The organism is Microbacterium sp. NPDC059771 (genome assembly GCF_042732495.1).
In the GTDB taxonomy this organism is placed as follows: Bacteria; Actinomycetota; Actinomycetes; order Actinomycetales; family Microbacteriaceae; genus Microbacterium; species Microbacterium sufflavum.
Genome location: NZ_JBHWHK010000002.1, coordinates 50073 through 74440, shown reverse-complemented (window position 1 = coordinate 74440; position 24368 = coordinate 50073). Strand labels below are relative to the sequence as shown.

The 24368-nt window shown below is 71.7% G+C and carries 19 protein-coding genes and 1 riboswitch; of the genes, 4 read left to right on the top strand and 15 right to left on the bottom strand.

From position 1 onward, the window contains the following. Window position 1 precedes the first annotated feature (1 nt). A complete protein-coding gene (locus ACFV3I_RS14080) occupies window positions 2-832 on the bottom strand; it encodes an NAD(P)-dependent oxidoreductase (RefSeq protein ID WP_136033357.1) in 831 nt (276 codons plus the stop codon). Window positions 833-855: 23 nt separating this feature from the next. Further along, entirely contained in the window at window positions 856-1614 is a 759-nt protein-coding gene (locus ACFV3I_RS14075; protein ID WP_378823310.1) for an SDR family NAD(P)-dependent oxidoreductase, read from the bottom strand. A gap of 221 nt (window positions 1615-1835) precedes the next feature. Between ACFV3I_RS14075 and ACFV3I_RS14070 the strand changes: the two genes are divergently transcribed. Both ACFV3I_RS14070 and ACFV3I_RS14065 read left to right on the top strand, forming a co-directional pair. Next, on the top strand, window positions 1836-2570 hold the full coding sequence (locus ACFV3I_RS14070) for an aminoglycoside 3'-phosphotransferase (RefSeq protein ID WP_206252509.1): 735 nt from the start codon (window positions 1836-1838) through the stop codon (window positions 2568-2570). Between the two features lie 104 nt (window positions 2571-2674). Continuing rightward, the gene (locus tag ACFV3I_RS14065; protein WP_136033351.1) at window positions 2675-3604 is read left to right on the top strand and encodes a hypothetical protein; all 930 of its coding nucleotides are present in this window, start codon (window positions 2675-2677) and stop codon (window positions 3602-3604) included. 31 nt (window positions 3605-3635) lie between these two features. Here ACFV3I_RS14065 and ACFV3I_RS14060 read toward each other — a convergent pair whose 3' ends face one another. The 5 genes from ACFV3I_RS14060 to ACFV3I_RS14040 all read right to left on the bottom strand — a co-directional run bounded on the left by ACFV3I_RS14060 (window position 3636) and on the right by ACFV3I_RS14040 (window position 9488). Continuing rightward, window positions 3636-5117: an amino acid permease gene (locus ACFV3I_RS14060; RefSeq protein ID WP_206252507.1), complete on the bottom strand. Its 1482-nt coding sequence runs from the start codon at window positions 5115-5117 to the stop codon at window positions 3636-3638. Window positions 5118-5127: 10 nt separating this feature from the next. After that, window positions 5128-6498, bottom strand: a complete 1371-nt coding sequence (locus ACFV3I_RS14055) for a glutamate decarboxylase (protein ID WP_136033349.1) — start codon at window positions 6496-6498, stop codon at window positions 5128-5130. A gap of 100 nt (window positions 6499-6598) precedes the next feature. Continuing rightward, window positions 6599-7390, bottom strand: coding sequence for an energy-coupling factor transporter transmembrane component T (locus ACFV3I_RS14050; protein WP_206252502.1), 792 nt, complete (start codon window positions 7388-7390; stop codon window positions 6599-6601). Next, window positions 7387-8844 (bottom strand): ABC transporter ATP-binding protein, encoded by a 1458-nt coding sequence (locus ACFV3I_RS14045; RefSeq protein ID WP_378823307.1) that lies wholly within the window; start codon window positions 8842-8844, stop codon window positions 7387-7389. The genes ACFV3I_RS14050 and ACFV3I_RS14045 overlap by 4 nt, the downstream gene beginning before the upstream one ends. Then, complete coding sequence (locus ACFV3I_RS14040; protein ID WP_136033345.1) at window positions 8844-9488, bottom strand: ECF transporter S component; 645 nt, start codon at window positions 9486-9488, stop codon at window positions 8844-8846. Before ACFV3I_RS14040 ends, ACFV3I_RS14045 begins: the two co-directional genes overlap by 1 nt. Beyond that, a riboswitch (TPP riboswitch) is annotated at window positions 9481-9590 on the bottom strand. It overlaps the preceding gene by 8 nt. Window positions 9591-9670: 80 nt before the next feature. On the opposite strand from ACFV3I_RS14040, the gene ACFV3I_RS14035 reads away from it, so the two are divergent. Next, window positions 9671-11554 (top strand): D-alanyl-D-alanine carboxypeptidase, encoded by a 1884-nt coding sequence (locus tag ACFV3I_RS14035; protein ID WP_378802895.1) that lies wholly within the window; start codon window positions 9671-9673, stop codon window positions 11552-11554. A gap of 97 nt (window positions 11555-11651) precedes the next feature. On the opposite strand, the gene ACFV3I_RS14030 is transcribed toward ACFV3I_RS14035, so the two are convergent. The 3 genes from ACFV3I_RS14030 to ACFV3I_RS14020 all read right to left on the bottom strand — a co-directional run bounded on the left by ACFV3I_RS14030 (window position 11652) and on the right by ACFV3I_RS14020 (window position 16933). Next, window positions 11652-13913: an ABC transporter ATP-binding protein gene (locus ACFV3I_RS14030; RefSeq protein ID WP_378802896.1), complete on the bottom strand. Its 2262-nt coding sequence runs from the start codon at window positions 13911-13913 to the stop codon at window positions 11652-11654. After that, a complete protein-coding gene (locus ACFV3I_RS14025) occupies window positions 13910-15637 on the bottom strand; it encodes an ABC transporter ATP-binding protein (protein WP_378823305.1) in 1728 nt (575 codons plus the stop codon). The genes ACFV3I_RS14030 and ACFV3I_RS14025 overlap by 4 nt, the downstream gene beginning before the upstream one ends. Window positions 15638-15871: 234 nt before the next feature. Next, window positions 15872-16933 carry an enoyl-CoA hydratase/isomerase family protein gene (locus ACFV3I_RS14020; protein ID WP_378823303.1) on the bottom strand — a complete coding sequence of 354 codons (1062 nt, stop codon included), beginning with the start codon at window positions 16931-16933 and terminating at the stop codon, window positions 15872-15874. A 110-nt stretch (window positions 16934-17043) separates the two neighbouring features. Between ACFV3I_RS14020 and ACFV3I_RS14015 the strand changes: the two genes are divergently transcribed. Continuing rightward, complete coding sequence (locus ACFV3I_RS14015) at window positions 17044-19581, top strand: ATP-binding cassette domain-containing protein (protein WP_378823301.1); 2538 nt, start codon at window positions 17044-17046, stop codon at window positions 19579-19581. A 62-nt stretch (window positions 19582-19643) separates the two neighbouring features. On the opposite strand, the gene ACFV3I_RS14010 is transcribed toward ACFV3I_RS14015, so the two are convergent. The 5 genes from ACFV3I_RS14010 to hemC all read right to left on the bottom strand — a co-directional run bounded on the left by ACFV3I_RS14010 (window position 19644) and on the right by hemC (window position 24368). Continuing rightward, complete coding sequence (locus tag ACFV3I_RS14010; RefSeq protein WP_136030722.1) at window positions 19644-20093, bottom strand: hypothetical protein; 450 nt, start codon at window positions 20091-20093, stop codon at window positions 19644-19646. Between the two features lie 84 nt (window positions 20094-20177). Continuing rightward, entirely contained in the window at window positions 20178-21500 is a 1323-nt protein-coding gene (locus ACFV3I_RS14005; RefSeq protein WP_378823299.1) for a glutamate-1-semialdehyde 2,1-aminomutase, read from the bottom strand. 98 nt (window positions 21501-21598) lie between these two features. Continuing rightward, window positions 21599-22576 carry a porphobilinogen synthase gene (hemB, locus tag ACFV3I_RS14000; protein WP_378823297.1) on the bottom strand — a complete coding sequence of 326 codons (978 nt, stop codon included), beginning with the start codon at window positions 22574-22576 and terminating at the stop codon, window positions 21599-21601. Continuing rightward, the gene (locus tag ACFV3I_RS13995; protein WP_378823295.1) at window positions 22573-23370 is read right to left on the bottom strand and encodes a uroporphyrinogen-III synthase; all 798 of its coding nucleotides are present in this window, start codon (window positions 23368-23370) and stop codon (window positions 22573-22575) included. The genes hemB and ACFV3I_RS13995 overlap by 4 nt, the downstream gene beginning before the upstream one ends. After that, window positions 23367-24368 (bottom strand): hydroxymethylbilane synthase, encoded by a 1002-nt coding sequence (gene hemC, locus ACFV3I_RS13990; protein WP_136036605.1) that lies wholly within the window; start codon window positions 24366-24368, stop codon window positions 23367-23369. Before hemC ends, ACFV3I_RS13995 begins: the two co-directional genes overlap by 4 nt.

Below are 24368 nucleotides of genomic sequence, written 5' to 3'. Positions count from 1 at the left end.
GTCAGTCGAGGAAGATGTCCGGGAACAGGGCGCTGTCGGGGGTGCCGGGCACGGCGGCGTAGCGCGAGAAGTCGGTCACACCCTCGGCCTCCAGCACGTCCTCCACGATGAGCGACTGCCCCGTGGTGGTCGCGGCCGGCCGGCACAGCACCGCGTAGGCGGCGTCGGCGTAGATGTCGGCCGTGCGGCTCGCGGCCATCACCCTGTCGCCCCCGAGGAGGTTCTGCACGGCGGCGGTCGCGATGGTCGTGCGGGGCCACAGCGTGTTGGCGGCGATGCCGTCGCGCGCGAACTCGGCCGCGAGCCCGAGCGTGACCATGGTCATGCCGAACTTCGCGAGCGTGTAGCCCGTGTGCGCCCCGAGCCACTTCGGGCTGGGGTTCAGCGGCGGCGAGAGCGACAGGATGTGCGGGTTCTCGGCGTCCTTCAGGATCGGCACGGCCGCCCGCGACAGCATGAACGTCCCGCGCACGTTGACGTCCTGCATCAGGTCGTACTTCTTCGCCGAGAGGTCGAGCGAGCGCGACAGGTCGATCACGCTGGCGTTGTTGATCACGATGTCGATGCCGCCGAACTCGCCCTGCGTCTTCATGACCGCTTCGGTGATGTCGTCGTCCTCGCGCACGTCGCCGACGATCGGCAGCGCCTGGCCGCCGGCCGCGCGGATCTGCTCGGCCGCGGTGTGCACGGTGCCCTCGAGCTTCGGATGCGGGGTGTCGGTCTTGGCGAGCATGGCGATGTTGGCGCCGTCGGCGGCGGCGCGCAGCGCGATCGCGAGGCCGATGCCGCGGCTGCCGCCCGACATGAGGATGGTCTTGCCGGCGAGTGACATGGGTTCTCCTTCGGGGGCGGGGGTCAGCGCGGTGCCATGCGGATGGCGCCGTCGAGGCGGATGGTCTCGCCGTTGAGGTAGCCGTTCTCGACGATCTGCTGCGCGAGGGCGGCGTACTCGTCCGGTCGGCCGAGGCGGGCGGGGAACGGCACCTGCTGGCCGAGCGAGTCCTGCGCCTCCTGCGGCAGCCCGATCAGCATCGGGGTCTCCATGATGCCGGGGGCGATGGTGCACACGCGGATGCCGTGTCGGGCGAGTTCGCGAGCGATCGGGAGGGTCATGGCGTGCACGCCGCCCTTCGACGCGGAGTACGCGGGCTGCCCGATCTGACCGTCGAACGCCGCGACGCTGGCGGTGTTGACGATGACGCCGCGCTCCTCGTCGTGCAGTTCGTTCTTCGCGATCACGGCCGCGGCCTGCGAGATGACGTTGAAGGTGCCGACGAGGTTGATGCGCACGATCCGCTCGAAGTCGGCGAGCACCGCGGGGTTGCCCTCGCGATCGAGCACCTTGGCGGGCGGGGCGATACCGGCGCAGTTGATCACCACGCGCAGCGGGGCGGCGGCCTGTGCGGCGGCGACCGCGGCCGCGACCTCGTCGACGCTCGTGACGTCGGCGGGCACGAAGATCCCGCCCAGCTCCTCCGCGATCTCGGCACCGGCCGAGGAGGGGAGGTCGATGATCGTGACGTGGGCTCCGGCCGCCGCGAGGCGACGCGCGGTGGCGAGCCCGAGGCCCGACGCCCCTCCGGTGACGAGGGCGCCCTGTCCGCTGATCTGCATCTGAGGTTCTCCTTCGAACGTCGTGCGACATGCCTGAAACGCAGTCCCAGCCTAGGTGGTTCCTGGTTCCAGGACGAACCCGGGCCGCGGTGGTGCCGGTGCGACCGGGCGTGAGGGGACGGCGTCGAGGCGAGCCTACGACACCGCCGGTCCGGAGACGGCGTCCGCTCCTCGCGCGACCGGTCGGCCCTGAGCGTCCGCGCGTCCGGCAGGATGGGAGCATGACGATCCCCGCCGAGTCCGTCGTCGTCCCCGACCGGGTGCGCGAGCTGTCCCGCGGAGCAGACCTCGTCTGCGTCTGGCGGAACGACGACGGCGGTCTCACGTTCCGCGCGACCGGCGTCGGCGAGCCGTTCTACATCAAGTGGGGTCCGCGCAACCTCGAGTCCACGCTGCGCGACGAGGCCGAGCGAATGCGCTGGGCCGCGCGGTGGATCAGCGCGCCGACCGTGCTGGACAGCGGCGAGGACGAGACGCACGAGTGGCTGGTGACGGCGGCCCTCGACGGCCTGAGCGCCGTGGATCCCCGGTGGACGGCCGAGCCCGCGACCGCCGTGCGCGCGGTGGGTGAGGCGCTGCGGGCGCTGCACGACGCGCTGCCCGTGGCCGAGTGCCCGTGGGAGTGGAGCGTGCCGTCGCGCATCGCGAACGCGGAGCGCCGGGGCATCGTGGTGCCGGAGTCGCTGCGCACTCCGCCGCCGATCGACCGCGCAGTGGTGAGCCACGGCGACGCCTGCTGCCCGAACACCCTGATCGGCGCGGACGGCCGGTGGCTCGCGCACGTGGACCTCGCGCAGCTGGGCGTCGCCGACCGTTGGGCCGACATCGCCGTGGCCGCCATGAGCACCGGGTGGAACTACGGCCCGGGGTGGGAAGACGCCCTCGTCGAGGCGTACGGCCTCGAACCCGACCGTGAGCGGATGGCGTACTACCGCGACCTCTGGAACGCCACCTGACCCTCCGGGCCGGCGGCGCGCAGGTCGGATGCGGCAACCAACTCTCGACATCTGATGTCTGATCTGGTGTCATGGGTGGGACGACCCCCCGATCAGGAGGCCTCATGCACCTCGATCCGTCGCCACCCGCTCCCGTCGCCGGGTTCGCCGAGACACTGCGGGAGGCCATCGCGGCCCGCGGCACGTCCCTCGCGCAGCTGAGCGATCGGCTCCGTCGACACGGGAACCCCGTCTCGATCGCCACCCTCAGCTGCTGGCAGAACGGCACGCGGCAACCCGAGGGCGTCTGCTCGCTCGCGGCGGTCGAGGAGCTCGAGACGCTGCTCCTGCTCGACAGCGGCACCCTGCAGCGACGCATCGGACACAGCCGCCGCGCCGGACGTCCACCCAAGCCGCGGGCACCCTGCGAGGACTGGACGCGGGAGGGGCCGATCCTCGACACGTTCCGCGCGCTCGGCATCGACCCCGCGGCGTCGTTCAACACCCACTCCGTCCACGCGGTCTGCACCACCGACGCGCACGGCCTCGTCGACACCATCCACTACCGCGCGATCCTCCGACCTCCCAGCGGACGGGCCGGCCTCATCCCGTACATCGACCTGCCCGGGGTGCCGACCGACGTGTGGCCCGAGCTGACCGCGGTGACCGGGTGCCGCGTGGTGCAGCGCCACGCGCACTCCTCCCGCATGGCGTTCGGCATGCTCCTCGCCGTCGACGATCCGCCCGAGCAGCGGCAGTCCGCGCTCATCGAGTTCACCCTGCACTACCCGCTCCCCTACCCGCGCGACCGGCTCGTGACCTACGCGAGCATGTACCGCACGCCCGAGCTGCTCCTGCACGTGGACTTCGCGCGGTCGCCGTCGCCCACCTGGATCGAAGAGGTCACGATGGTCGGCGGCGAGGAGGAGATCGTGCCGCTGCCTCCCGCGAACCGCACGGCCACCACCGTGCGCTCGGGGTTCGCGCCGGGGCTGATCGCGCTCCGCTGGGGGTACGGCTCCCGCGAAGACGGCGCCGACCCGCTGCCCCTGTGACGGGCGGCGGGTCGGCATCGGTTCCGGGCGCTCAGGCCTCCGGGTGGGCGTCGCTGGGCAGGCTGCCGTCCGCCGGCCGGCGGTCCCACGACGGACGGCGCACCGCGTAGAACACCAGGGGCGGAGCACCCAGCACCACGATCACCGCCCCCACGATCCACGGGTAGGCCGCGGGCGGGAACGCGGTGAAGCCGTCCGGCGGGATGAACGCGAGGAGGAACGCGGCCAGGCAGGCGACGAAGCCCACCCCGGCGACCAGCGGCAGCCCCTTCACCCGGTACGCGCGCTTCACGTCCGGCGCCTTCCGCCGCAGCACGAGGGCCGAGGCGAACATCAGCATGTACATGACGAGGTACAGCGCGGCGGCCATGTCGATCAGCGCGACGAAGGCCGCGCTGACGTTCGGCACGATGATGAAGATCGCCGCGAGCACCGTCACGATCGTGCCCTGCAGCATCAGGATGCCCGACTGCACGCCCGCCTTGTTCCTCTTCTGCAGCAGCGGCGGCAGCAGCCCCGTCTCCGCCGCGGCCAGCACGCCCTTCGACGGGCCGGCGACCCAGGTGACGACCGAGGCGAGGGCGCCCGCGGCGATCAGGGCCGACACCACCGCGGTGGCCCAGCCCATGCTCCAGTGGTCGAAGTACTCCCCGAACGCGAGCATGATGCCGTTCGTGAGACCGAGCTCCTTCGGCGGCACCGCGACCGCGATCGCGAGGGTCGGCAGGATGAACACGAGCAGGATGAGCGCCGCCGCGAGGAACACCGAGCGGGGGTAGCCGCGGCCGGGGTCCTTCATCTGGTTCACGTGCACCGCGTTCACCTCCATACCGGCGTAGGCCAGCACGTTCGACACGATCAGCACGATCGAGGCGAGCCCGGTGAACGGCGGGATCATCGCCGACGCCTCGAGGGGGACCTGGCTCTTCTCGCCGCTGAACACCCAGACCGCGCCGAACACGATCAGCAGCACGGCGGGCAGCAGCGTGCCGAGGATGCCGCCCCACGAGCCGAGCTTGGCGAACAGGTCGCCGCCGCGGAGGGTGACCAGCGTCGCACCCCAGTAGCAGACGATGATCACGACCGCGGTGAAGAAGCCCGAGCTCGACAGCGACGGATCCAGGAAGACGAACGCGAGCGCGCCCGCCACGAAGGCGAGCTGGGTGGGGAACCACACCACGTTCTGGATCCACTGGAGCCACACCGCGGTGAACCCCCAGCGGTTGCCGAGGGCTTCGCGCACCCAGACGTAGACGCCGCCCTTCCACCCGGTCGCGAGCTCGGCCGCCACCAGCGCCGTGGGCACCAGGAACAGGATCGCCGGGATGAGGTAGAGCATGATGCTCCCGAGGCCGTAGACCGCCATCGCCGGCAGGGAGCGCAGGCTCGCCACCACGACGAGCGTCAGCAGGGCGAGCTGCCCCACCCCCAGCACGGCCACCGCGGGCCGGGAGACGCGGGTCGACGGGGTGACGGCGGGACGGGGGGCGTGTTCGGCACCGTGTGCAGACATGACCCGCGCCTCAGTGGTGGAACGCCGAGTCGGGGTGGTCGCCCGGCATCGGCGCGGTGAGGGCGTCGAGGTGCGCGACCTCGGCGGTGATCGCGTCGAGCAGTTCGGCGGCCAGGTCCATGCTGAGGCCGTTGCGCACCACGATGCGCTGCACCGTGAGCTCCTCCAGGTCGGCGGGCATCGGGTAGGCGGGCACGAGCCAGCCGCGCATGCGCAACCGATCCTGCAGGTCGTACAGGGTCCAGTTGTCGGTATGCCCCTGCTTCAACCGCCACGCGAACACGGGGATGTCGCTGCCGTCGTTCCACAGCTCGAACGCGTCGAGCTTCGCGATGCCCGCCGACAGGAACTTCGCCACGTCCTGCGACGCCTGCTGCACCGCCCGGTACCCCTCGAAGCCGAGGCGGAGGAACAGGTAGTACTGCAGCAGCACCTGTGCGCCGGGGCGCGAGAAGTTCAGTGCGAACGTGGGCATCTCCCCGCCGAGGTAGCTGACCTGGAACACGAGGTCCTCCGGCAGCCACTGGGCGTCGCGCCACACGACCCACCCGAGTCCGGGGTACACGAGCCCGTACTTGTGGCCGGAGGTGCTGATGGAGTGCACCCGCTCCAGGCGGAAGTCCCACTCCAGGTCGGGCTGCAGGAACGGGGCGATCATCGCCCCGGAGGCGCCGTCCACGTGGATCGGGATGTCGAGCCCCGTGTTCTTCTGGATCTCGTCGAGCGCCGCCGCGATCTGCGCGACCGGCTCGTACATGCCGGTGTAGGTGACGCCCATGATCGCCACGACCCCGATCGTGTTCTCGTCGACGTACTTCTCCAGCTCGTGCCCGTCGAGCGTCTTGTGCTCCTCGCTGATCGGCACGAAGCGCGGCTCCACGTCGAAGTAGTTGCAGAACTTCTCCCAGCACACCTGCACGGCGCTCGACATCACGAGGTTCGGCGAGGAGGCGTCCTTCCCCGCGGCGCGACGCGCCTGCTGCCACCGGCGCTTGAACGCGAGCCCGCCGAGCATGCACGCCTCGGACGAGCCGATGGTGGACGTGCCGATGCTGCGGGCGGCATCCGGCGCATGCCAGAGGTTCGCGAGCATGTGCCAGCAGTTGTCCTCGATCGCGGCGGTCTGCGGATACTCGTCCTTGTCGATCATGTTCTTGTCGAACGAGGCCATGTACACCTGCTTGGCCTCGTCGTCCATCCAGGTGCTCACGAACGTCGCGAGGTTCAGACGGGCGTTGCCGTCGAGGATGGTCTCGTCCTCGACGATCTGCTTCGCGGTCGACGGGAGCGACTCGGCGTCGGGGATCACGTGTCGCGGTGCGACCGTGGCCTCCCCCGGCCGGGTGAAGATCGGCTGACCGTCGGTGGGTGCAGTGCTCATGTGCGGAGTCCTTTCGGCTGAGTCGGCTTCTCACTCCGTTCGTCACGCTAGCCACGGCGCGTTGACGTATCTCCCGCCCCTCGCGTAAACGGGGTGAGGCTCAGGCGCCGGGACCGAGGATGAAGTTCCAGGCTCCGGTGAGCACGGCCGCCGCGACCGCGATGCCGGAGATGGCCGCGCCGACCGCGAGCAGCAGCCACTCCGCCGCCCCGAACCGCGACTCGCGCGCCCACGTGCGGCGCCCCGGCGCTCCGAACCCTCGCGCTTCCATGGCCGTGGCGAGCTTGGCACCGCGGCGGATCGACAGCACCAGCAGCGCGAACGCCATCCCGAAGAAACGGCGGAGGCGTCCGCGGTCGGCCACCCCGCGTGCGCGCCGCGCCAGTTCGAGCGCCCGCCAGTCGTCGAGGAACAGTCCGACCATGCGCAGGCCCGCGAGCGCACCCAGCACGAACCGGGCGGGGAGGCGGAGGATCTGCCCGAGCCCGTCGGCGAGGTCGGTGGGGTCGACGGTCACGAACAGCACCACGGACGGCAGGGCGATCGCGAGCACGCGCAGCATCGTCGCCACGGCGAGGGCGAGCGAGCCCTCGCTGATGCGCAGCACGAACCAGTCCACGTACACGGTGCCGGAGGTCTCGCCGTACAGCGCGATCGTGAGCCCGGTGAGCGGCGCCGCGAGCCACACCGGCCACGTGCGCACCCAGAACTCCCGCCAGCCGATGCCCGCGAACAGGAACAGCACGAACTCGAGCGCCAGGGCCACCGCGGCCGAGACCGGGTCGAGCGTGAGGATGAGCGGCACGGCGATCAGCGCGCTCACGCCGAGCTTGGCGACCGGGTTGATGCGGGCCACCGCGCCGGTGCGGGCCTTCGCGTCGAGCAGGGTCACGGCATGCCGCCCAGGTCGAACCGGGTGGCGTGGAGGGCTCTGGCCACGTCGAGGTCGTGCGTGATCGCGACCACGGCCGACCCCTCGTCGCGCAAGGCCGCGAGCAGCGCGACCAGCTCCGCCCACGTACGCGCGTCCTGCCCGAACGTGGGCTCGTCCAGCACGAGCAACCGGGGGCGTGTGGCGATCGCGGCCGCGACCGTGAGGCGCCGCTTCTCCCCGCCGGACAGCGTGTACGGGTTCGCGGCCGCGAGACGGTCGAGGCGCAGGCGGGAGAGGAGCTCGTCGGTGCGCGCGGCGATCTCGTCCTCGGGGAGGCCGAGCGCGCGGGGGCCGACGGCGAGCTCGTCGCGCACGGTCGTGGCGAGCAGCTGATGCTCCGGCTCCTGGAACACCATGCCGACGCGGGTGAGCAGGTCGCGCGAGCTCCACCGGATGGGCGCGGGGTCGGCGCCGTCCGCGAGCTCGGGCGCGGCGACCACTGCTCCCCCCGCGGGCGGAAGGAGTCCCGCGAGCGTGAGGCCGAGCGTCGACTTGCCGGCGCCGTTGGGCCCGGTGACCGCGACGGCCTCTCCCGCGTGGACGTCGAGGTCGATGCCCGTGGCGACCGGGCGACCCTTCACCCGGGCGACCGCGAGCCCGCGCGCCGAGAGCAGCACCTCGCGGGGGGCCGTGCGCGGCGGCGGCGGGAACGCGGGCGGATACCCGGGGACCCACACCCCGTCGTCGGCGAGCCGCTGCCCCTGAGCCCCGAGCACCTCGTGCGGGGGGCCGTCGGCGACCACGCCGCCCTCGCCGATCACGATCACGCGGGTCATGAGGGGCAGCCACACGTCGAGCCGGTGCTCCACGACCACGAGCGTGGCGGGGTGGGTGTCGAGCAGGCGCGACACCGCGTCGCGCACCTCCGCCACCCCGTGCGGGTCGAGGTTCGCGGTGGGCTCGTCGAGCAGCAGCAGTCCGGGGCGCATGGCGAGGAGTCCCGCGAGCGCGAGGCGCTGCTTCTGCCCGCCCGACAGCGCCTTGGTGGGGTGGTCGAGCGGCACGTCGAGCCCCACGGCCTCCAGGGCGGCGGTGACGCGCGGCCAGATCTCGGCGCGCGGGATGCCCAGGTTCTCGCAGCCGAAGGCGACGTCGTCGCCCACGCGTGCCAGGATCACCTGCGAGTCGGGGTCTTGCAGCACCAGTCCCGCGCGACCCCGGGTGGCGGTCGCCGCGGCGCCGTCGACGAGCAGCCGGCCCTCGCTCTCGCCCTCCTCCTCGCCGCCCAGCACACCGGCGAGCCCGTGCAGCAGCGTCGACTTGCCCGCGCCGGATGCGCCGAGCACGAGCACGCGCTCGCCCGGCTCGATGCGGAACGACACGTCGCGCAGGGCCCAGGCGAGGCGACTCGCGTGACGCCACCCCCACCCTCGGGCCTCGACGGCGGCGGGGGTGGCCTGCTCGGCCCCCATCAGACGCGGACGCGCGCCTCGCGGCCGGAGCCGAACCGGTCGAGCGCGCCGGTCGCCGCGATGCCCCTGGCCAGAACCCACGACAGCGCCCCCGCGATCACCGCGCCGGAGACGACGGTGCTGAGCAGGTAGATCGTCGTGAACGCCGGGCCGGATCCGGCGTACCAGAGCACGAGGTTGTTGATGCCGCCCGCGAGCGCGGCGCCCGCACCGGCGAGGATCGCGACGGGCAGCGACCAGCGACGGTAGAAGAACAGCAGGAAGACGAGCTCGGCGCCGAGCCCCTGCACGAGCCCGGCCTCCAGGGTGAGGAAGCCGCCCCACTGGTTGCCGATGAGCGCCGAGACGACGGCGGCGAGCAGTTCGACGTAGATCGCGGCTCCGGCCTTGCGGATGATGAGTCCGCCGAGCACGCCCGCGAACAGCCAGGGGCCGTCGAGCAGGCCCTGCAGCCCGGGGAGCAGCGGTTCGAGGAGGGCCTTGGGGCCGAGGTAGCCGACGTTCCAGGCGAGGAAGATCAGGCCGGCGGCGACACCGAGGACACTGGCGACGACGATGTCGACGATGCGCCAGCGCAGGTAGCTGCGCGGCGCGGCCGCCGTCGAGGTCTTCGCGGATGCGGACGTGGACGTGGACGTACTCATAGGAACTCCTCCCTGCGCTGGCATGACCCAGATCAGGTTCGACGGTCGAAGCGCGATTCGCTCCCTCTCAGCCCGGCTCGCCGGACTCCCGTGGTTGTGCTGACGATCCTACCCGGTCCGCCGGTTGGCGCGTCGCCGCCCCGGCGCGGCCGATTCCCGGCCGGATTCGGTACCGTAAGCGGGTGACCGCATCCGATCCCGCCGGCGAGGCGACGGGCATCGGCGGCAACGGCCCCGCTCCGACTGCTGCCCCCTCCGACGACGCCCCCACGTCCGCGCTGCGCTCGCGGGCGCGGGTGACCACCACCCCACCGACCGGGAGCGATGACGCGGGCGACGACGCCGCGCGACCCCCGGCGCGGGTTCCCGCCGCCTCCGCCGTGTCGACCTCCGGTCTCGGCGCGCTGTTCGGCGACCGTGCGCGCACCGCGACCGCGACCGATGCCTCCGCGAACGGCGTCGCCACCGGAGGCGACGCGGACGGGAGCACGGACCGCCCCGCGGCCGAGACCTCCCCCTCCGCTGATCCCGCGATCGCGTCCGTCGCGTCGGCCCCGCCCGCCGCGGACTCCGCGTCCTCGACGATCACGGCAGCGACGCCGCCGCTGACCAAGCCGCCGTTCCGCGCGAGGGTCTCGGAGCCGGCTCCCCCGGCCGAAGACGACGATGCAGCGGTCGCCCTCCTGTCCGGTACGGCCGCGCAGTGGGCGGACGACGCGACCCCGGCGACCGCGCTGACCTGGGTGGATCCGGCCGATGTCGCGGCCCACGCTCCCGCCGTCTCGCTCGATGCCGAGCCGGAGGCGCAGACCGCCGAGGGGCTGTTCCGCGGGGCCCGGTTGCGTCCGGCCATCGCGCGCCCCGGCCTGCTGGTGCCGTTGGGGGTGCTGGCCGGGCTCGTCCTGGCCTATTCGGGCACGACGCTGCTGTGGCCGCTGCACGAGGTGCCCCCGGCGGTGGAGGCGGTGCAGTTCGAGACGACGCCCGCCACGGCCGCCGAGCTCACGTGGCCTGCGGAGGGCAGCGCGGCCGTGGGGGTTGCCGGCATGACCACGTCGGCGTCGATCCCGGATGCGGTGAGCATCGCGAGCATCACGAAGGTCGTCAGCAGCCTGATGGTGCTGGATCGGATGCCGCTCGCGCCGGGTGAGCAGGGACCGGAGTTCCGTTTCACCCGCGGCGACAGCGTGCGCTACTGGGACTATCGACGCCAGGATCAGTCGGCGCTCGACGTCCCGGTCAACGGTGTGCTCACGGAGTATCAGCTGTTGCAGGGCACGCTGCTCGGCTCGGCGAACAACTACATCGATCGGCTGGCCTCGGAGATCTGGGGGTCGAACTCCGAGTTCGCCAGGGCGGCCGAGGAGTGGCTGAGCGAGCGTGGTCTGACCGGGATCACGGTGGTGACGCCGTCGGGTTTCGATGAGCGCAACGTCGCGACGCCGGAGGCGCTGATCGCGCTGGGCGAGCTGGCGATGCGCAACCCGGTGTTCGCGGAGATCGTCGGCACCGCCTCGGTCGAGCTTCCGGGCGCGGGGACGGTCGTGAACACCAACGGCATGCTGGCCGATCCGGGCGTCGTCGGCATCAAGACCGGGACCCTGGTCGGGTGGAACCTCCTCACCGCGAAGGATGTGGAGGTGGGCGACACGACCGTGCGGCTGTTCGCGGCAGTGCTGGATCAGGCCGACGACGAGTCGCGGCTCGCGGCCACCCGCGCGCTGTTCAGTCAGGCGGAGGCGGAGCTGCAGACGGAGGAACCGGCCGTCGCCGCGGGCACGGTGGTCGGTCGCGTCACCACGATGTGGGGCGAGGAGGTGGATGTGGTCACCGCGGAGGACGCGGACGTCGTGCTGTGGAACGGTGCCGCCGCGACCGCGACCGCCGCGTTCGACCTGGGCGAGCGACGAGAGGCCGACGACCGCGTGGGCACGCTGACCACCACCGGGCCGCTCGACACGGCGGACACGGCCCTCGTGCTGCGCGAAGACGTGGAGGGCCCCAGTCCCTGGTGGCGCCTGACGCACCCGCTCGATCTGCTGGGCATCACCGTCCACACCGACTGAGCCAGGCGCCGCCGTTCACCGGCCGCGCAGACGACGACGCCCCGCTCCGAGGATCCGGAGCGGGGCGTCGTGTCGTTGGTGCGGGACCGCCGAGGCGTCAGTCGCGGGGCCCCGCGCCCTCGGCGCCGTCATCGAGCAGAGCTCGTGCGGCCGCGGCCTCCGCGGCCGGGACGTTCGCCCCGACCGAGGCTCCGGCGATCGCGTCGTCGGCCTGCTCCCGTGCCGTCTCGTCGGCGGCCTCCCCCGTGACGACCACGGGCGTGGAGCCCGTGAGGGCCTCCTCCGCGTCGAGGTCGGTCGCGGCCTGCTCGAACTGCGACTGGTAAAGCCGCCAGTAGGCGCCCTGCGCGGCGATGAGCTCGTCGTGCGTGCCCTTCTCCACGATGTCGCCGTGCTCCATCACGAGGATGAGGTCGGCGTCGCGGATGGTGGACAGGCGGTGCGCGATCACGAACGACGTGCGCCCCTGGCGGAGCGCGGCCATCGCGTGCTGCAGCAGCAGCTCGGTGCGGGTGTCGACGGCCGAGGTGGCCTCATCCAGGATGAGGATCGACGGCTGGGCGACGAACGCGCGCGCGATTGTGATCAGCTGCCGCTCACCGGCCGACACGTTGGACGCATCCTCGTCGAGCACGGTGTCGTAGCCCTCGGGGAGGGCGTGCACGAACCGGTCGACGTACGTGGCCTTGGCGGCGGTGAGCACTTCCTCGTCGGTCGCGGTCGAGCGACCGTAGCGGATGTTCTCGCGGATGCTCCCGGCGAACAGCCACGGGTCCTGCAGCACCATGCCGGTGCGCGAGCGCAGGTCGTCGCGCGTGATCTGCGAGATGTCCTGACCGTCGAGCGTGATGCGCCCGCCGCTGAGCTCGTAGAACCGCATGATCAGGTTGACCAGCGTGGTCTTGCCCGCGCCGGTCGGCCCGACGATCGCGACCGTCTGGCCCGGCTCCACCCGGAACGACAGGTCGGTGATCAGCGGTCGCTCCGGCGTGTAGGAGAAGGACACGTTCTCGAACTCGATCACGCCCTTGCCGTCGCCGAGCGGCGGGGCGTCGGCCTCGTCGGGCTCCTGCTCGTCGGCGTCGAGCAGGTCGAACACCCGCTCGGCCGACGCCGTGCCGGACTGCACGACCGCTGCCATGCCGCCCAGCTCCGACAGCGGCTGCGTGAACTGCTGCGAGTACTGGATGAACGCCTGCACGTCGCCGAGGCGCAGCTGCCCGCTCGCGACCATGAGGCCGCCGAGCACCGCGATGCCGACGTAGGTGAGGCTGCCGACGAAGGTCATGGCGGGCATGATGATGCCCGACAGGAACTGCGCCTTGAAGCTCGCCTGGAACAGCTCCTCGTTCTCGGCCTTGAACTTGTCGAGCGCGTCCTGCTCCCGACCGAACACCTTCACGAGCGCGTGCCCGGAGAAGGCCTCCTCGACGCGGGCGTTGAGACGGCCGACCTTGCGCCACTGGGTGCCGAAGGCCTTCTGCGAGCGCGGGCCGATGACGCCGAAGATCACGCCCATGAGCGGCAGCGCGACCAGGGCCACCAGTGCCAGCTGCCACGAGATCGAGAACATCATCACCAGCACGCCGACCACGGTGAGCACGGCGGTCAGGGCCCCGGAGAGGGACTGCTGCATCGTCTGGGTGATGTTGTCGATGTCGTTCGTGACGCGGGAGATCAGCTCGCCGCGCTGCACCCTGTCGAAGTACGACAGCGGCAGCCGGTTGATCTTCGCCTCGACGGCCTCGCGGAGACGCCACATGGTGCGCACCATGATGACGTTGATCACGTATCCCTGCAGCCAGCTCAGGAACGCGGCCACCACGTAGATCGCGAGGACGGCGGCGATGACCCAGCGCAGAGCATCGAAGTCGATGCCGTCGCCGACCCGGAAGTCGCCGAGGGCGCCGACCTGGTTGGCGAAGTCGTCCTGTCCCGCTCCGCGCAGCGCATCGACCACCACGTCCTGCGACGTTCCGGCGGGGAACCCGGGGAAGTCGCCGTTCGGCTGGCCGAGCTGGATGGAGATGAAGCCGCGGTAGACGATGTTGGTCGCCTCGGCCAGGACCTTGGGAGCTGCGACCGTCAGCACGACGCCCAGGGCTCCGAGGATCGACACGAACACGAACCACACGGCCGAGGGCTTGAGCAGTCCGATCATGCGGGCGAAGCTCGGGCCGAAGTTGTCGGCCTTGCCCGGCGCGACGCTGTCCCAGCCGCCGCCGTTCTGCCGTGCCTGCTCCGCGAGCTCGGCCTCGTACTGCTCTTCCGCCGTGAGCTCGCGCTCCTCGGTCTGCACCGGGGCCTTCCCCCGTCCGCGCTTCGGCGCGGCGGTGCGCTTGTCGTCCTGCGCGCTCATGCGTCCACCCCCAGCTGCGACTCGACGATCTCTCGATAGGTGCCGCTGGTCTCCAGCAGCTCCTCGTGCGTGCCGACGCCCACCATCGTGCCGCCCTCGAGCACCACGATGCGGTCGGCGTCGGTGATGGTGGAGACACGCTGGGCGACCACGATCTTCGTGACGTGCGGCAGCTCGCGCCACAGCGCCTGCCGCAGTCGCGCGTCCGTGGTCAGGTCGAGCGCCGAGAAGGAGTCGTCGAACACGAGCACCTTCGGCTGGTGCACGATGGCCCGCGCGATCGCGAGGCGCTGGCGCTGGCCGCCCGACACGTTCGTGCCGCCCTGGGCGATGCGGGACTCGAGCCCGTCGGGCATCTCCTCCACGAAGTCACGCCCCTGGGCGATCTCGAGCGCGTGCCACAGCTCCTCATCGGTCGCGTCCTCCCGGCCGTAGCGCAGGTTCGACGCGACGGTGCCGGTGAAGAGGAACGGACGCTGCGGCACCAGACCGATGCTGTCCCACAGCGCCTCCACGTCGGCCTCGCGCACGTCGGTGCCGCCCACGTGCACCGAGCCGCTCGAGACGTCGAACAGACGCGGGATGAGAGAGACCAGCGTGGTCTTGCCCGCACCCGTGGAACCCACGATCGCGACCGTCTCACCCGGCTGCGCCGCGAAGCTGATGCCGGTCAGCACGGGCGCGTCGGCGCCCGGGTAGGTGAAGGCGACGTCGTCGAACGCGACCGCACCCGGCGTCGGGAACTCGGTGACGCCGTTCGCGGGGCGCGTCATGGTCGACTCGGTGTTGAGCACCTCGCCGATGCGCTCGGCCGAGACGGCGGCGCGCGGGATCATCATCGCCATGAAGCTGGCCATGATGACGCCGCCCATGATCTGGCCGATGTACTGCATGAAGGCGAACAGCGTGCCCACCTGCACGGTGCCGTTGTTGACCTCGATGCCGCCGAACCAGATCACGGCGACCACGGTCACGTTGAGGATGAGCATGAACAGCGGGAACAGCAGCACGAACAGCGAGCCGACCTTGCGGCCGACGACCATGATGTCGGTGTTGGCTCCGCGGAAGCGCTCCTCTTCGATGCGCTCGCGCACGAACGCGCGGACGACGCGCACGCCGGTGAGCTGCTCGCGCATGATGCGGTTGACGGTGTCGAGCTTGCCCTGGTAGCTGCGGAACAGCGGCACCATGCGGCCGATCACGAGCGCCGCCAGGAGCAGGAGCACGGGGACCGACACGGCGATGAGCCAGCTGAGCCCGGCGTTGGTCTGCACGGCGAAGATGATGCCGCCGATCGCGAGCAGCGGCGCGGTGACGAGCATGGTCGCGCCCATCATCGCCAGCATCTGCACCTGCTGCACGTCGTTGGTGTTGCGCGTGATGAGGGAGCCGGCGCCGAACTGCGACACCTCGCGCTCGGAGAAGCCGCTGACCTTGCCGAACACGTCGGCACGGATGTCGCGACCCGCGCCCATCGCCGCGCGCGCGGCGAAGAAGGTCGCGATCACGGAGGCGACGATCTGGCCCAGGGAGACCGCGAGCATGAACAGACCGGTGCGCCAGATGTAGGCGGTGTCGCCCTGCGCGACGCCCTTGTCGATGATGTCGGCGTTGAGGCGGGGCAGGTAGAGGGTGGCAGCCGCGCTGGCGAACTGGAAGACCAGCACGGCCACGAGGAGCCACTTATATCGGGACAGATAGCGGAGGAGGATTTTTCCCAGCACAGGCGGACTTTCTAGGAAGGAGGAGGCGGCGGATCTCCCGGCAGACGGATGCCGACCGACGACCGGCCATAGGACAGCGTGCCACGAAGCGGGGACATTCGTATCCCCCTGGGGGCGGACCTTCGCTCACAGCGAACCGCATCCCGTGCGATCAGCACTTTTCTGAACGGTGACGAAGAAGGGCCCGCCGGAAGCCTGCGCGATCGCCGCCCGCGTCAGCGAGCGGACTGCCCCTCAGAACAGCGGCGGCTGCGGCGTGTATTCGCGGGCCGGCGCACCCGCGTCCGCCGGCAGCTCGGCGAGGGTCGCCGGCTGCCACTTCGGGTTGCGGTCCTTGTCGACCAGCTGCGCGCGGATGCCCTCCACGAGGTCCGGGTGCTCGTTGACGAACCACAGCACCCGTCGGTACTCCCCCTCGAGCGCGGCGCGCAGTCCCGGCAGCTCCCGCGCCTCACGCACGGCGTCGAGCGTCACGACCAGCCCGGTCGGCGCGAGCCCCTCGAGGAGATCGGCCACGGCTGTGGCCTCTGTCGTGCCCTGCGCGTGCAGCCGCTCCAAAATCTCGGGCACGGTCGGCGCGGAGAACGCCTCGTCGATCCAGGCGCGCGATGCCGGGAGCGTCGACGGCTCCGGCGTCTCGTCGAACAGCAGCACGATCTCGCTGGGGCTCGTCGGGTCGGCGCGGTGCGCGAGCGCGTCGCGCAGGGCGTCGAGGCGGTCGGAGGGCACCACGTGGTCGGCGAACCCGAGGTACACCGCGTCGGCGGCGCTCATGGTCGCCCCGGTCAGCCCGAAGTACTCGCCGAACCGTCCCGGCGCCCGCCCGAGCAGCCACGTGCCACCGACGTCGGGAGTGAAGCCGATGCGGGTCTCCGGCATCGCGAGCTTCGACCGCTCGGTGACGATCCGGATGGCCGCGTGCCCGGCGAGCCCGATGCCGCCGCCCATCGTGATGCCGTCGGCCAGCGCCACGACCGGCTTGGGGTACTCGGCGATCATCGCGTTCATCGCGTACTCGGCGCGGAAGAACTCGGCCGACCGCTCGGGGTGACCGGACACGATCTGCTCGTGCAGGCGGCGCACATCGCCGCCCGCGCACATGCCGCGCTCGCCCTCGCCGTCGATCAGCACGATCTGCACGTCGGAGTCGTCACGCCACGCCACCAGCGCCCGGGTGATCTCGGCGATCATGTCCTCGTCGAGCGCGTTGATCGCCTCGGGGCGATTGAGGGTGAGCCGTCCGAGCGCTCCTTCCGTGCGGACGAGGACACGGGGGGCGGCAGAGGTATCGGTCACGGGTGCCAGGCTACCTTCTCACCAGGGGTGGAATTCCGCACGGAATGCGGGTTCCGGGGCGGTTTTCCGGCAGGATAGGGGGAACTGTTCATCGCGACGAGAGGTGCCGGATGCCTGAAGGACAGGTGCTCGAGTTCACGAATGTGACGAAGCGCTTCAACGAGGTGACCGCCGTCTCGGACTTCTCCGCCCGCGTCGAGCCCGGGGCCGTGACCGCCTTCCTCGGTCCCAACGGCGCCGGAAAGACCACGACTCTCCGCATCCTGCTCGGTCAGGTGCGTGCCACGTCGGGAACCGCCACGATCGGCGGCGTCGCGTATCCGGAGCTGCGCCAGCCGCTGCGCACGATCGGCTCCGTGCTGGAGGAGACGGTCTACCGCCCTCGCCGCACGGCCAGCCGGCAGCTGACCATCGCCGCGAAGGCCAACGGCATCCGCCTGTCCCGCGTCGACGAGGTCCTGTCGCTCGTGGGCCTGGAGAGCGAGGCCGATTCCCGCATCGGCGGCTTCTCCCTCGGCATGCGGCAGCGGCTGAGCGTCGCACACGCGCTGCTCGGCGACCCCGGTGCCCTGGTCTTCGACGAGCCGGCGAACGGCCTCGACCCGGAGGGCATCCGCTGGATGCGTCTGCTCATGCGCCGTCTCGCGGACGAGGGGCGCACGGTCCTGGTGTCGTCGCATGTGCTCAGCGAGATCGAGCAGGTGGCCGACCACGTGCTGGTGCTGTCGAAGGGACGGCTGGTGCTGTCCAGCGGCATCGAGACCCTGGCCGACCCGGCCGGCGGGTCTGTCATCGTGGATTCCGTGGATCGTCCCGGCCTCACGACGGCGCTGGTGGCGGCGGGCTTCGACATCGAGGTGCTGCGCTCCGGGCTGACCGTGCGCGGAGCCGACGCGAGCACGGTGGGTGCCGTGGCCGCTGAGGCCGGCATCGCCCTCAGCACCCTCGTGCAGCGCGGGCCCACGCTGGAAGACGTCTTCATCGATCTGATGCGCGGTGGTCGCTTCGGCACAGCGGCGGACACGACCGCGGCCGCTGCGGGCGGGGCGGCGCCGGGCGAGACGGCAGCGACCGATACGAACCATGAGGCGAGCGATTCCTCCGCCGACGTGGCGACAGCGGGCGCCGGTGCCGCAGCATCGGCTCTGGCTGCCGGGGGTGCGGCCGCTCTCGCGGACGACCTCACCACCGAGACCATGCCCGAGCCGACGGACGCCACGGCGGAAGACGACGACGTGGACGAGCAGTCGACCGACGCGGAGCCCGCGTCGGAGGACCTCGTCGCCGCCGCCGACACGGAGGACTCCGACGTGATCGAGACCGTGGCGGAGGTCACGGCGACCACCGGCCCGGTCGCGGTCGTCCCGGTGGAAGAAGACGTGCGTCCCGTGACGATGGAGGACGCGGCGCGGATCGGCGATGGCGATTCCCTGTCCGAGTCGCACGTGGAGACGGCGACCTCGTTCGACGAGATCCTGTTCGGCGGCACCGCGCCGGTCCAGGAGGAGGAGCCGACCGAGCGGCCCACGCGACGCAGCCTCGCGCAGCTGTTCGCGACGACACCGGAGTCCGCCGACGACGACCACAGCGCGTCCCCGGAGCATGTGTCCAGCGACGAGCAGGACTCCGAGGGTGATGTCCCGACCGGCTCGGACGACGCGGAGTCAACGGGCGGTTCGGCGTGGAGCACCGGTTCCGCACCGACCGAGGAGGGGGCGGACGAGGCCCCGGAGAACGGAACCGAGGCAGACGAGACTCCGGAGAACGCAACCGGGGCAGACGGAACTCCGGTAGACGAGCCCGCGGGCCACGAGCCCCTCGCCGACGATCAGGAGTCCGCGCTGGATTCCGTCGATGACGCCCACGACAGCGAGAGCCCGGCGGATGAGGCGCCGGCGGACGACACCGGGATCGCGTCCGACGAGCCCGCCGCAGATCCGGTTCCGGCGGACGACGAGCCGGTGAGTACCGCCGATGACGAGTCCATCGAGGAAGACCCCGCGGGCATCGAGTTCTTCGCCGAGCTGGACGACGCCGAGGAGGCGGACGAGACCGACGAGGCCGACCACGGCGACCGCGATGCCGAGGAGGCGCCGCTCGAGGCGGGCGGCACGGACGGAGCCGAAACCCCGGACGAGGACGAAGACCCCCGCGCGGCCGCCGTCAGCTCCCTGCTCTCCGCTGCCGCACGCGCGTACTACGAGGACGAGCCGCGGGACTACCCGCTGAGCACCGCCGACAGCATGCCCGCGACCGGCGCGTCGGGAGAGCCGCACGACGCCGGGGCCCACTGGAGCGTCGCGACCACCGGCGTGATCGACACGGTCCCGCTGGCTCGCGACACCGCGACCGATGGTCAGGACGACCACGGCACCGCCGACGCGCACCACCAGCCCCACGACGGTGTCGCCGAGGTGCAGGACGGCGAGGGGCACGAGAGCGAGGGGCACGCGGTGCCCGAGCACGACGACGAGCACAGCGGCGAGCACGACGGCGCGCACAGCGGCGACGACCGTGACCGCGAAGGCCACGGACTCGACGACGGGCAGAGCGAAGGCCCCGGTCACGACGAGGGGCAGAGCGACGCGCACGATCACGACGGGCACGATCGCGAGCAGCACACCGACGGCGACGAGCACCGCGGCTGAGCCCGAGACACGAGACGCCCTCCCGGCTACGGCCGGGAGGGCGTCTGTCGTTCGTGGGGCTGCTAGGCCGGCCGCGGGCGGATGACCGGACGACGGCTGCCCTTCGACACGGGCGTCGGTGCGGTGGCGACGATCTCCTCGACGCTCGCCGGCTCGTCCGACACCTCGAGCCGCAGCGCCTGCGTGAGTGCGAGGCCGTGCCGCGTGGTGAGGATCAGCCGGTTGTACTGCGGGTCGCCCTCGAGGTCGATCACGACGCTCGGGCGACGCCGCCGGATGAGCACGAAGTCGAGGGTTCCGGCGGCCTTCCAACTGCCGGCGGCGAGCACGGTCGGGATGTGGGTCCCGGGGTTCGGCACACCGCGGAGCCAGGTCCAGGCGTCGTCGGTCAGCTGCACCTTGGTGATGGTGTCGCGCGGGATCCGCACGTTCTCACGGTGGAAGGTGGCGGCACGTTCGATGGGCGAGAGCACGACTTCGAGTTGCGTCTGGTCCAGCAGCAACGTCACCATGCCCCTTAGTCTGCCAGCGCGGCGCTCCCGGTTGGCTGGAAGTTGCTCACAGGAAAGCAACGATCCGTTGTGGGCACGGATACATCAGGGCCGGGCGTCTGCCGCGGCCCTGGCCGCGAACGCCAGCGCCGCCTCGATGCGCTGCAACTCGTCCTCACCGTGCGCAGCCGTGAGGAACCACGCCTCGAAGACGCTCGGCGGAAGCGCGACACCGTGCTCGCGCATGGCGTGGAAGAACGCCGAGTAGCGGAACGACTGCTGCGCCTGCGCCTCGGCGTAGTCGCGCGGGATCGAGGCGCGGAACGAGGGGCTGAACAGGTTGCCGGCCGACGCCACCGCGTGCGTCACGCCCGCGTCGCTGAGGGCGGTGTCGAGCGCGGTCGCCACCCGGGTCGCCGCGGCGTCGACCGTGGCGTAGACCTCGGGCGTCGCGAGGCGCAGCGTGGCGAGACCCGCGGCGACCGACAGCGGGTTCCCCGACAGCGTGCCCGCCTGGTACACCGGGCCGAGCGGAGCCAGCAGGTCCATGACCTCGGCGCGACCGCCGAGCGCGGCCAGCGGCATGCCACCGCCCACGACCTTGCCGAACGTGATGATGTCGGGGAGGTAGTCCTCGCCCGCCGCGGCCTGCAGACCCCAGAACCCCGCGGGGTGCACGCGGAAGCCCGTCAGCACCTCGTCCAGGATCATGAGCGCGCCGTGAGCGTGTGCGGTGTCGGCGATCAGGCGGTTGAATCCGGGCCGCGGGGGGACCACGCCCATGTTCGCCGCGGACGCCTCGACGATCACGGCGGCGATGCGCTGGCCGTGCTCGGCGAACACCGCGTCGAGCGCCTCGGGGTCGTTGTAGCGGATGACGAGCGTCTGTGCGGCGATGGGTGCCGGCACCCCGGCGGATCCGGGCAGCGCGAGCGTGGCGACGCCCGACCCCGCCTCGGCCAGCAGCCCGTCGGAGTGGCCGTGGTAGTGCCCGGCGAACTTCACCAGCAGGTCGCGACCGGTCGCGCCACGGGCGAGTCGGATCGCGGTCATGGTCGCCTCGGTCCCCGTGGACACCAGGCGCACGCGCTCGATGGGTCGGATGTCGCCGAAACGAACCCGGTCGGCGATCAGCGCGGCCAGCTCGACCTCGCCCTCGGTCGGGGCACCGAACGACAGACCCCGCGCTGCGGCGTCCTGCACGGCGGCGACCACCTCGGGCTGCGCGTGGCCCAGCAGCGCCGGGCCCCACGAGGCCACCAGGTCGACGTACTCTCGGCCGGCGGCGTCGGTGACGGTCGCTCCCTTCGCCGAAGCGAGGAACCGCGGCGTCCCGCCCACCGAGCCGTAGGCGCGCACCGGTGAGTTCACCCCACCCGGGATCACAGCGCGGGCAGCGGAGAACAGGTCGTCATTGCGGTCGGTCATGGCAACTCCTCGGTGATGCGCGGAGCTCTCCCGGGCATCCCTTCCAGGCTAACCCGCCGTACCGACGCCGGAGTCCGCGCGGTGACGCCGCGGGGCGGTCAGCCGCGAAGCCAGCGGGCGGCCTCGGTCGCCCAGTAGGTCAGCACGGCGTCGGCACCCGCGCGCCGGATCGACAGCAGCGACTCGAGGATCGCCGCCCGGCGGTCGATCCAGCCGTTGGCCGCGGCGGCCTCGACCATCGCGTACTCGCCGGACACCTGATAGGCCCACACGGGCACGGTCACGGCGTCGCGCACCTCGCGCAGCACGTCGAGGAACGCCATCGCCGGCTTGACCATGACGATGTCGGCGCCCTCCTGCTCGTCGACCAGCGCCTCCCGCACGCCCTCGCGGCGGTTGCCCGGATCGAGCTGATACGTGCGCCGGTCGCCGGTCAGCTGGGAGTCCACGGCCTCACGGAACGGGCCGTAGAACGCGCTCGCGTACTTGGCCGCGTACGCCAGGATCAGCGTGTCGGTGAAGCCCTCGGCGTCGAGCGCCCGGCGGATCACCGCGACCTGGCCGTCCATCATGCCGGACAGCCCGAGCAGCTGCGACCCGGCCCGCGCCTGTGCCAACGCCATCGAGGTGTAGCGCTCGAGGGTCGCGTCGTTGTCGACCGAGCCGTCCGCCGCGAGCACCCCGCAGTGCCCGTGATCGGTGAACTCGTCGAGGCAGAGGTCGGTCTGCACCACGAGCGCATCGCCCACCTCGGCCGCGAGGGCCTCGGTCGCGACGTTCAGGATGCCGCGCGGATCGTCCGCTCCGGAGCCGACCGCATCGCGCACCGCCGGGACGCCGAACAGCATGACCCCGCCGACGCCGGCCTCGGCCGCCTCGACGGCGGCGGCACGCAACGAGTCGAGCGAGTGCTGCGCCACGCCGGGCATCGAGCCGATGCGCGCCGGCTCGGTCAGTCCCTCGCGCACGAAGAGCGGAAGCACGAGCTGACGGGGCTCGAGCGAGGTCTCGCGCACGAGGTCGCGGACAGCGCGGGACTGGCGCAGCCGACGGAGGCGGATGTCGGGGAAGCTCACGGCGCGAACTCGTCTGCCGCGTGCGGAAGCGTGAACTGGGACACGGCATCGATCAACGCATCGATGGTCTGCCGATCGGCCACCACCGACACCGGCAAACCGGCACGCTCGGCATCCTTCGCGGTGCGTGGGCCGATCGCGGCGAGCAGGGTCTCGTCCGGGATGTCGGGGAACTGCTCGCGCACCTGCTCCGCCACCGAACCGCTCGTGATGAGGATGGCGTTGATGCGGCCGTTCTCCACATCGCGACGGATGCGCTCCGTGACCGGCACGCCCACCGTGCGGTAGGCGACCACACCGTGCACGTCGTGTCCGGCCTCGGACAGCATGATGCTCAGCACCGGCTTCGCGATCTCGCTGCGCAGCGCCAGGATGCGCCGGGGCTCCTGCTCGAGCGCGATCAGCTGCTGAGCCATGCCCTGCGCCGAGTTGTCCTGCTCGGGGACCAGCGCCACCTCGTAGCCCACGGCCTGGAGCGCTGCGGCCGTGGTCTCGCCCACCGCCGCGATCTTCGTGGACCTGGGCACGACCGCGCGATGCGCGAACAGCACGTCGACCGTGGTCGCACTCGTCACCGTCAGCCAGTCGAACTCACCGGCGGCCAGCTGCTCCAGCGCGCGGTCGAGCGTGTCCTGATCGGTCGTGGGGGCGAAGTTGATGAGCGGGGCGACGACCGGCACGGCGCCCAGGGCACGCAGGCTCGCGGCGACACTGTCGCCCCAGGGCCCGCCACGGGGCACGAGGATGCGCCAGCCGTCCAGCGGTCGGTCCTGCTTGGTTTCGGATGTGGTCATGAGAAATCGGGGTGCTCTCGGGGGACGAGGTCGGCCGCCCCTTGATCGAGCAGCCGACGGGCAACAGCGAGCCCGAGCTCGCGCGCTGCGTGCATCGGGCCTGCACCATCGGCAGCATCCGCTCCATTGCCACTGCCGTTCCGATGAATATACTCCCCGTTCAGGGCTTCCGTGACGTCGAGCCCGATCCGCCGACCCCCGTCCGGGGCGTACACGACCGTCCTGATGCGGATCTCGGCGCCCTCGACGCGTGCGTGCGCCGCCATGGGGGCTTGACACCCGGCATCGAGTCCCTCCAGAATGGCGCGCTCGACCGTGACGGCCAGTCGGGTGTCGTGATCGTCGAGGGCGGAGAGCGCCTCCCGCAGCTCCTCCGGGGCGTCCGCCCTGGTCTCCACCGCGAGCGACCCCTGTCCCGGCGCGGTCGGCCACTCCGCGAGCCCGAGCTCTTCGCGCTTCAGCGGCGAGTCGGTCCCCAGACGCGACAGGCCGGCGGCCGCGAGGATCACGGCGTCGAGCTCGCCCGAGGCCACCCGCGCGAGCCGGGAGTCGACGTTGCCGCGGATGTCCACGACCTCCGCCTGCGGTGCCCGGCGCCGGACCTGGGCGATGCGTCGCGGCGAGCCCGTGCCGACGGTGCTGCCCGAGCCGAGCTCGTGCAGGGGCGCGCCGTGACGCGTGAGAACCACGTCCCTGGCATCCTCTCGGCGGGGCGTCGCGGCGATCACGAGACCCTCCGGCACGGCGGTCGGGAGGTCTTTGAGGGAGTGCACGAGGAAGTCGCAACGGCCGGCGAGCAGAGCCTCGCGCAGCCGGGTCGCGAAGACGCCCAGACCGCCGATCTCCGACAGCGACGCCCGATTGGTGTCGCCCTCGCTGGTGATCGGGACGAGCTCGACGGCACGCCCCGTGACCTTCTCGAGGGCGGCGGCGACATGGCCCGACTGCGCCTGCGCGAGCGCGCTGCGTCGGGTGCCGAGACGGATGGGGGTGCTCAT

Excerpts from the sequence above, each read along its gene's own strand:
- ACFV3I_RS14080 (WP_136033357.1), bottom strand. The coding sequence starts at position 832 with ATGTCACTCGCCGGCAAGACCATCCTCATGTCGGGCGGCAGCCGCGGC.
- ACFV3I_RS14075 (WP_378823310.1), bottom strand. The coding sequence starts at position 1,614 with ATGCAGATCAGCGGACAGGGCGCCCTCGTCACCGGAGGGGCGTCGGGC.
- ACFV3I_RS14070 (WP_206252509.1), top strand. The coding sequence starts at position 1,836 with ATGACGATCCCCGCCGAGTCCGTCGTCGTCCCCGACCGGGTGCGCGAG.
- ACFV3I_RS14065 (WP_136033351.1), top strand. The coding sequence starts at position 2,675 with ATGCACCTCGATCCGTCGCCACCCGCTCCCGTCGCCGGGTTCGCCGAG.
- ACFV3I_RS14060 (WP_206252507.1), bottom strand. The coding sequence starts at position 5,117 with ATGTCTGCACACGGTGCCGAACACGCCCCCCGTCCCGCCGTCACCCCG.
- ACFV3I_RS14055 (WP_136033349.1), bottom strand. The coding sequence starts at position 6,498 with ATGAGCACTGCACCCACCGACGGTCAGCCGATCTTCACCCGGCCGGGG.
- ACFV3I_RS14045 (WP_378823307.1), bottom strand. The coding sequence starts at position 8,844 with ATGGGGGCCGAGCAGGCCACCCCCGCCGCCGTCGAGGCCCGAGGGTGG.
- ACFV3I_RS14040 (WP_136033345.1), bottom strand. The coding sequence starts at position 9,488 with ATGAGTACGTCCACGTCCACGTCCGCATCCGCGAAGACCTCGACGGCG.
- ACFV3I_RS14030 (WP_378802896.1), bottom strand. The coding sequence starts at position 13,913 with ATGAGCGCGCAGGACGACAAGCGCACCGCCGCGCCGAAGCGCGGACGG.
- ACFV3I_RS14015 (WP_378823301.1), top strand. The coding sequence starts at position 17,044 with ATGCCTGAAGGACAGGTGCTCGAGTTCACGAATGTGACGAAGCGCTTC.
- ACFV3I_RS14010 (WP_136030722.1), bottom strand. The coding sequence starts at position 20,093 with ATGGTGACGTTGCTGCTGGACCAGACGCAACTCGAAGTCGTGCTCTCG.
- ACFV3I_RS14005 (WP_378823299.1), bottom strand. The coding sequence starts at position 21,500 with ATGACCGACCGCAATGACGACCTGTTCTCCGCTGCCCGCGCTGTGATC.
- ACFV3I_RS13995 (WP_378823295.1), bottom strand. The coding sequence starts at position 23,370 with ATGACCACATCCGAAACCAAGCAGGACCGACCGCTGGACGGCTGGCGC.
- hemC (WP_136036605.1), bottom strand. The coding sequence starts at position 24,368 with ATGAGCACCCCCATCCGTCTCGGCACCCGACGCAGCGCGCTCGCGCAG.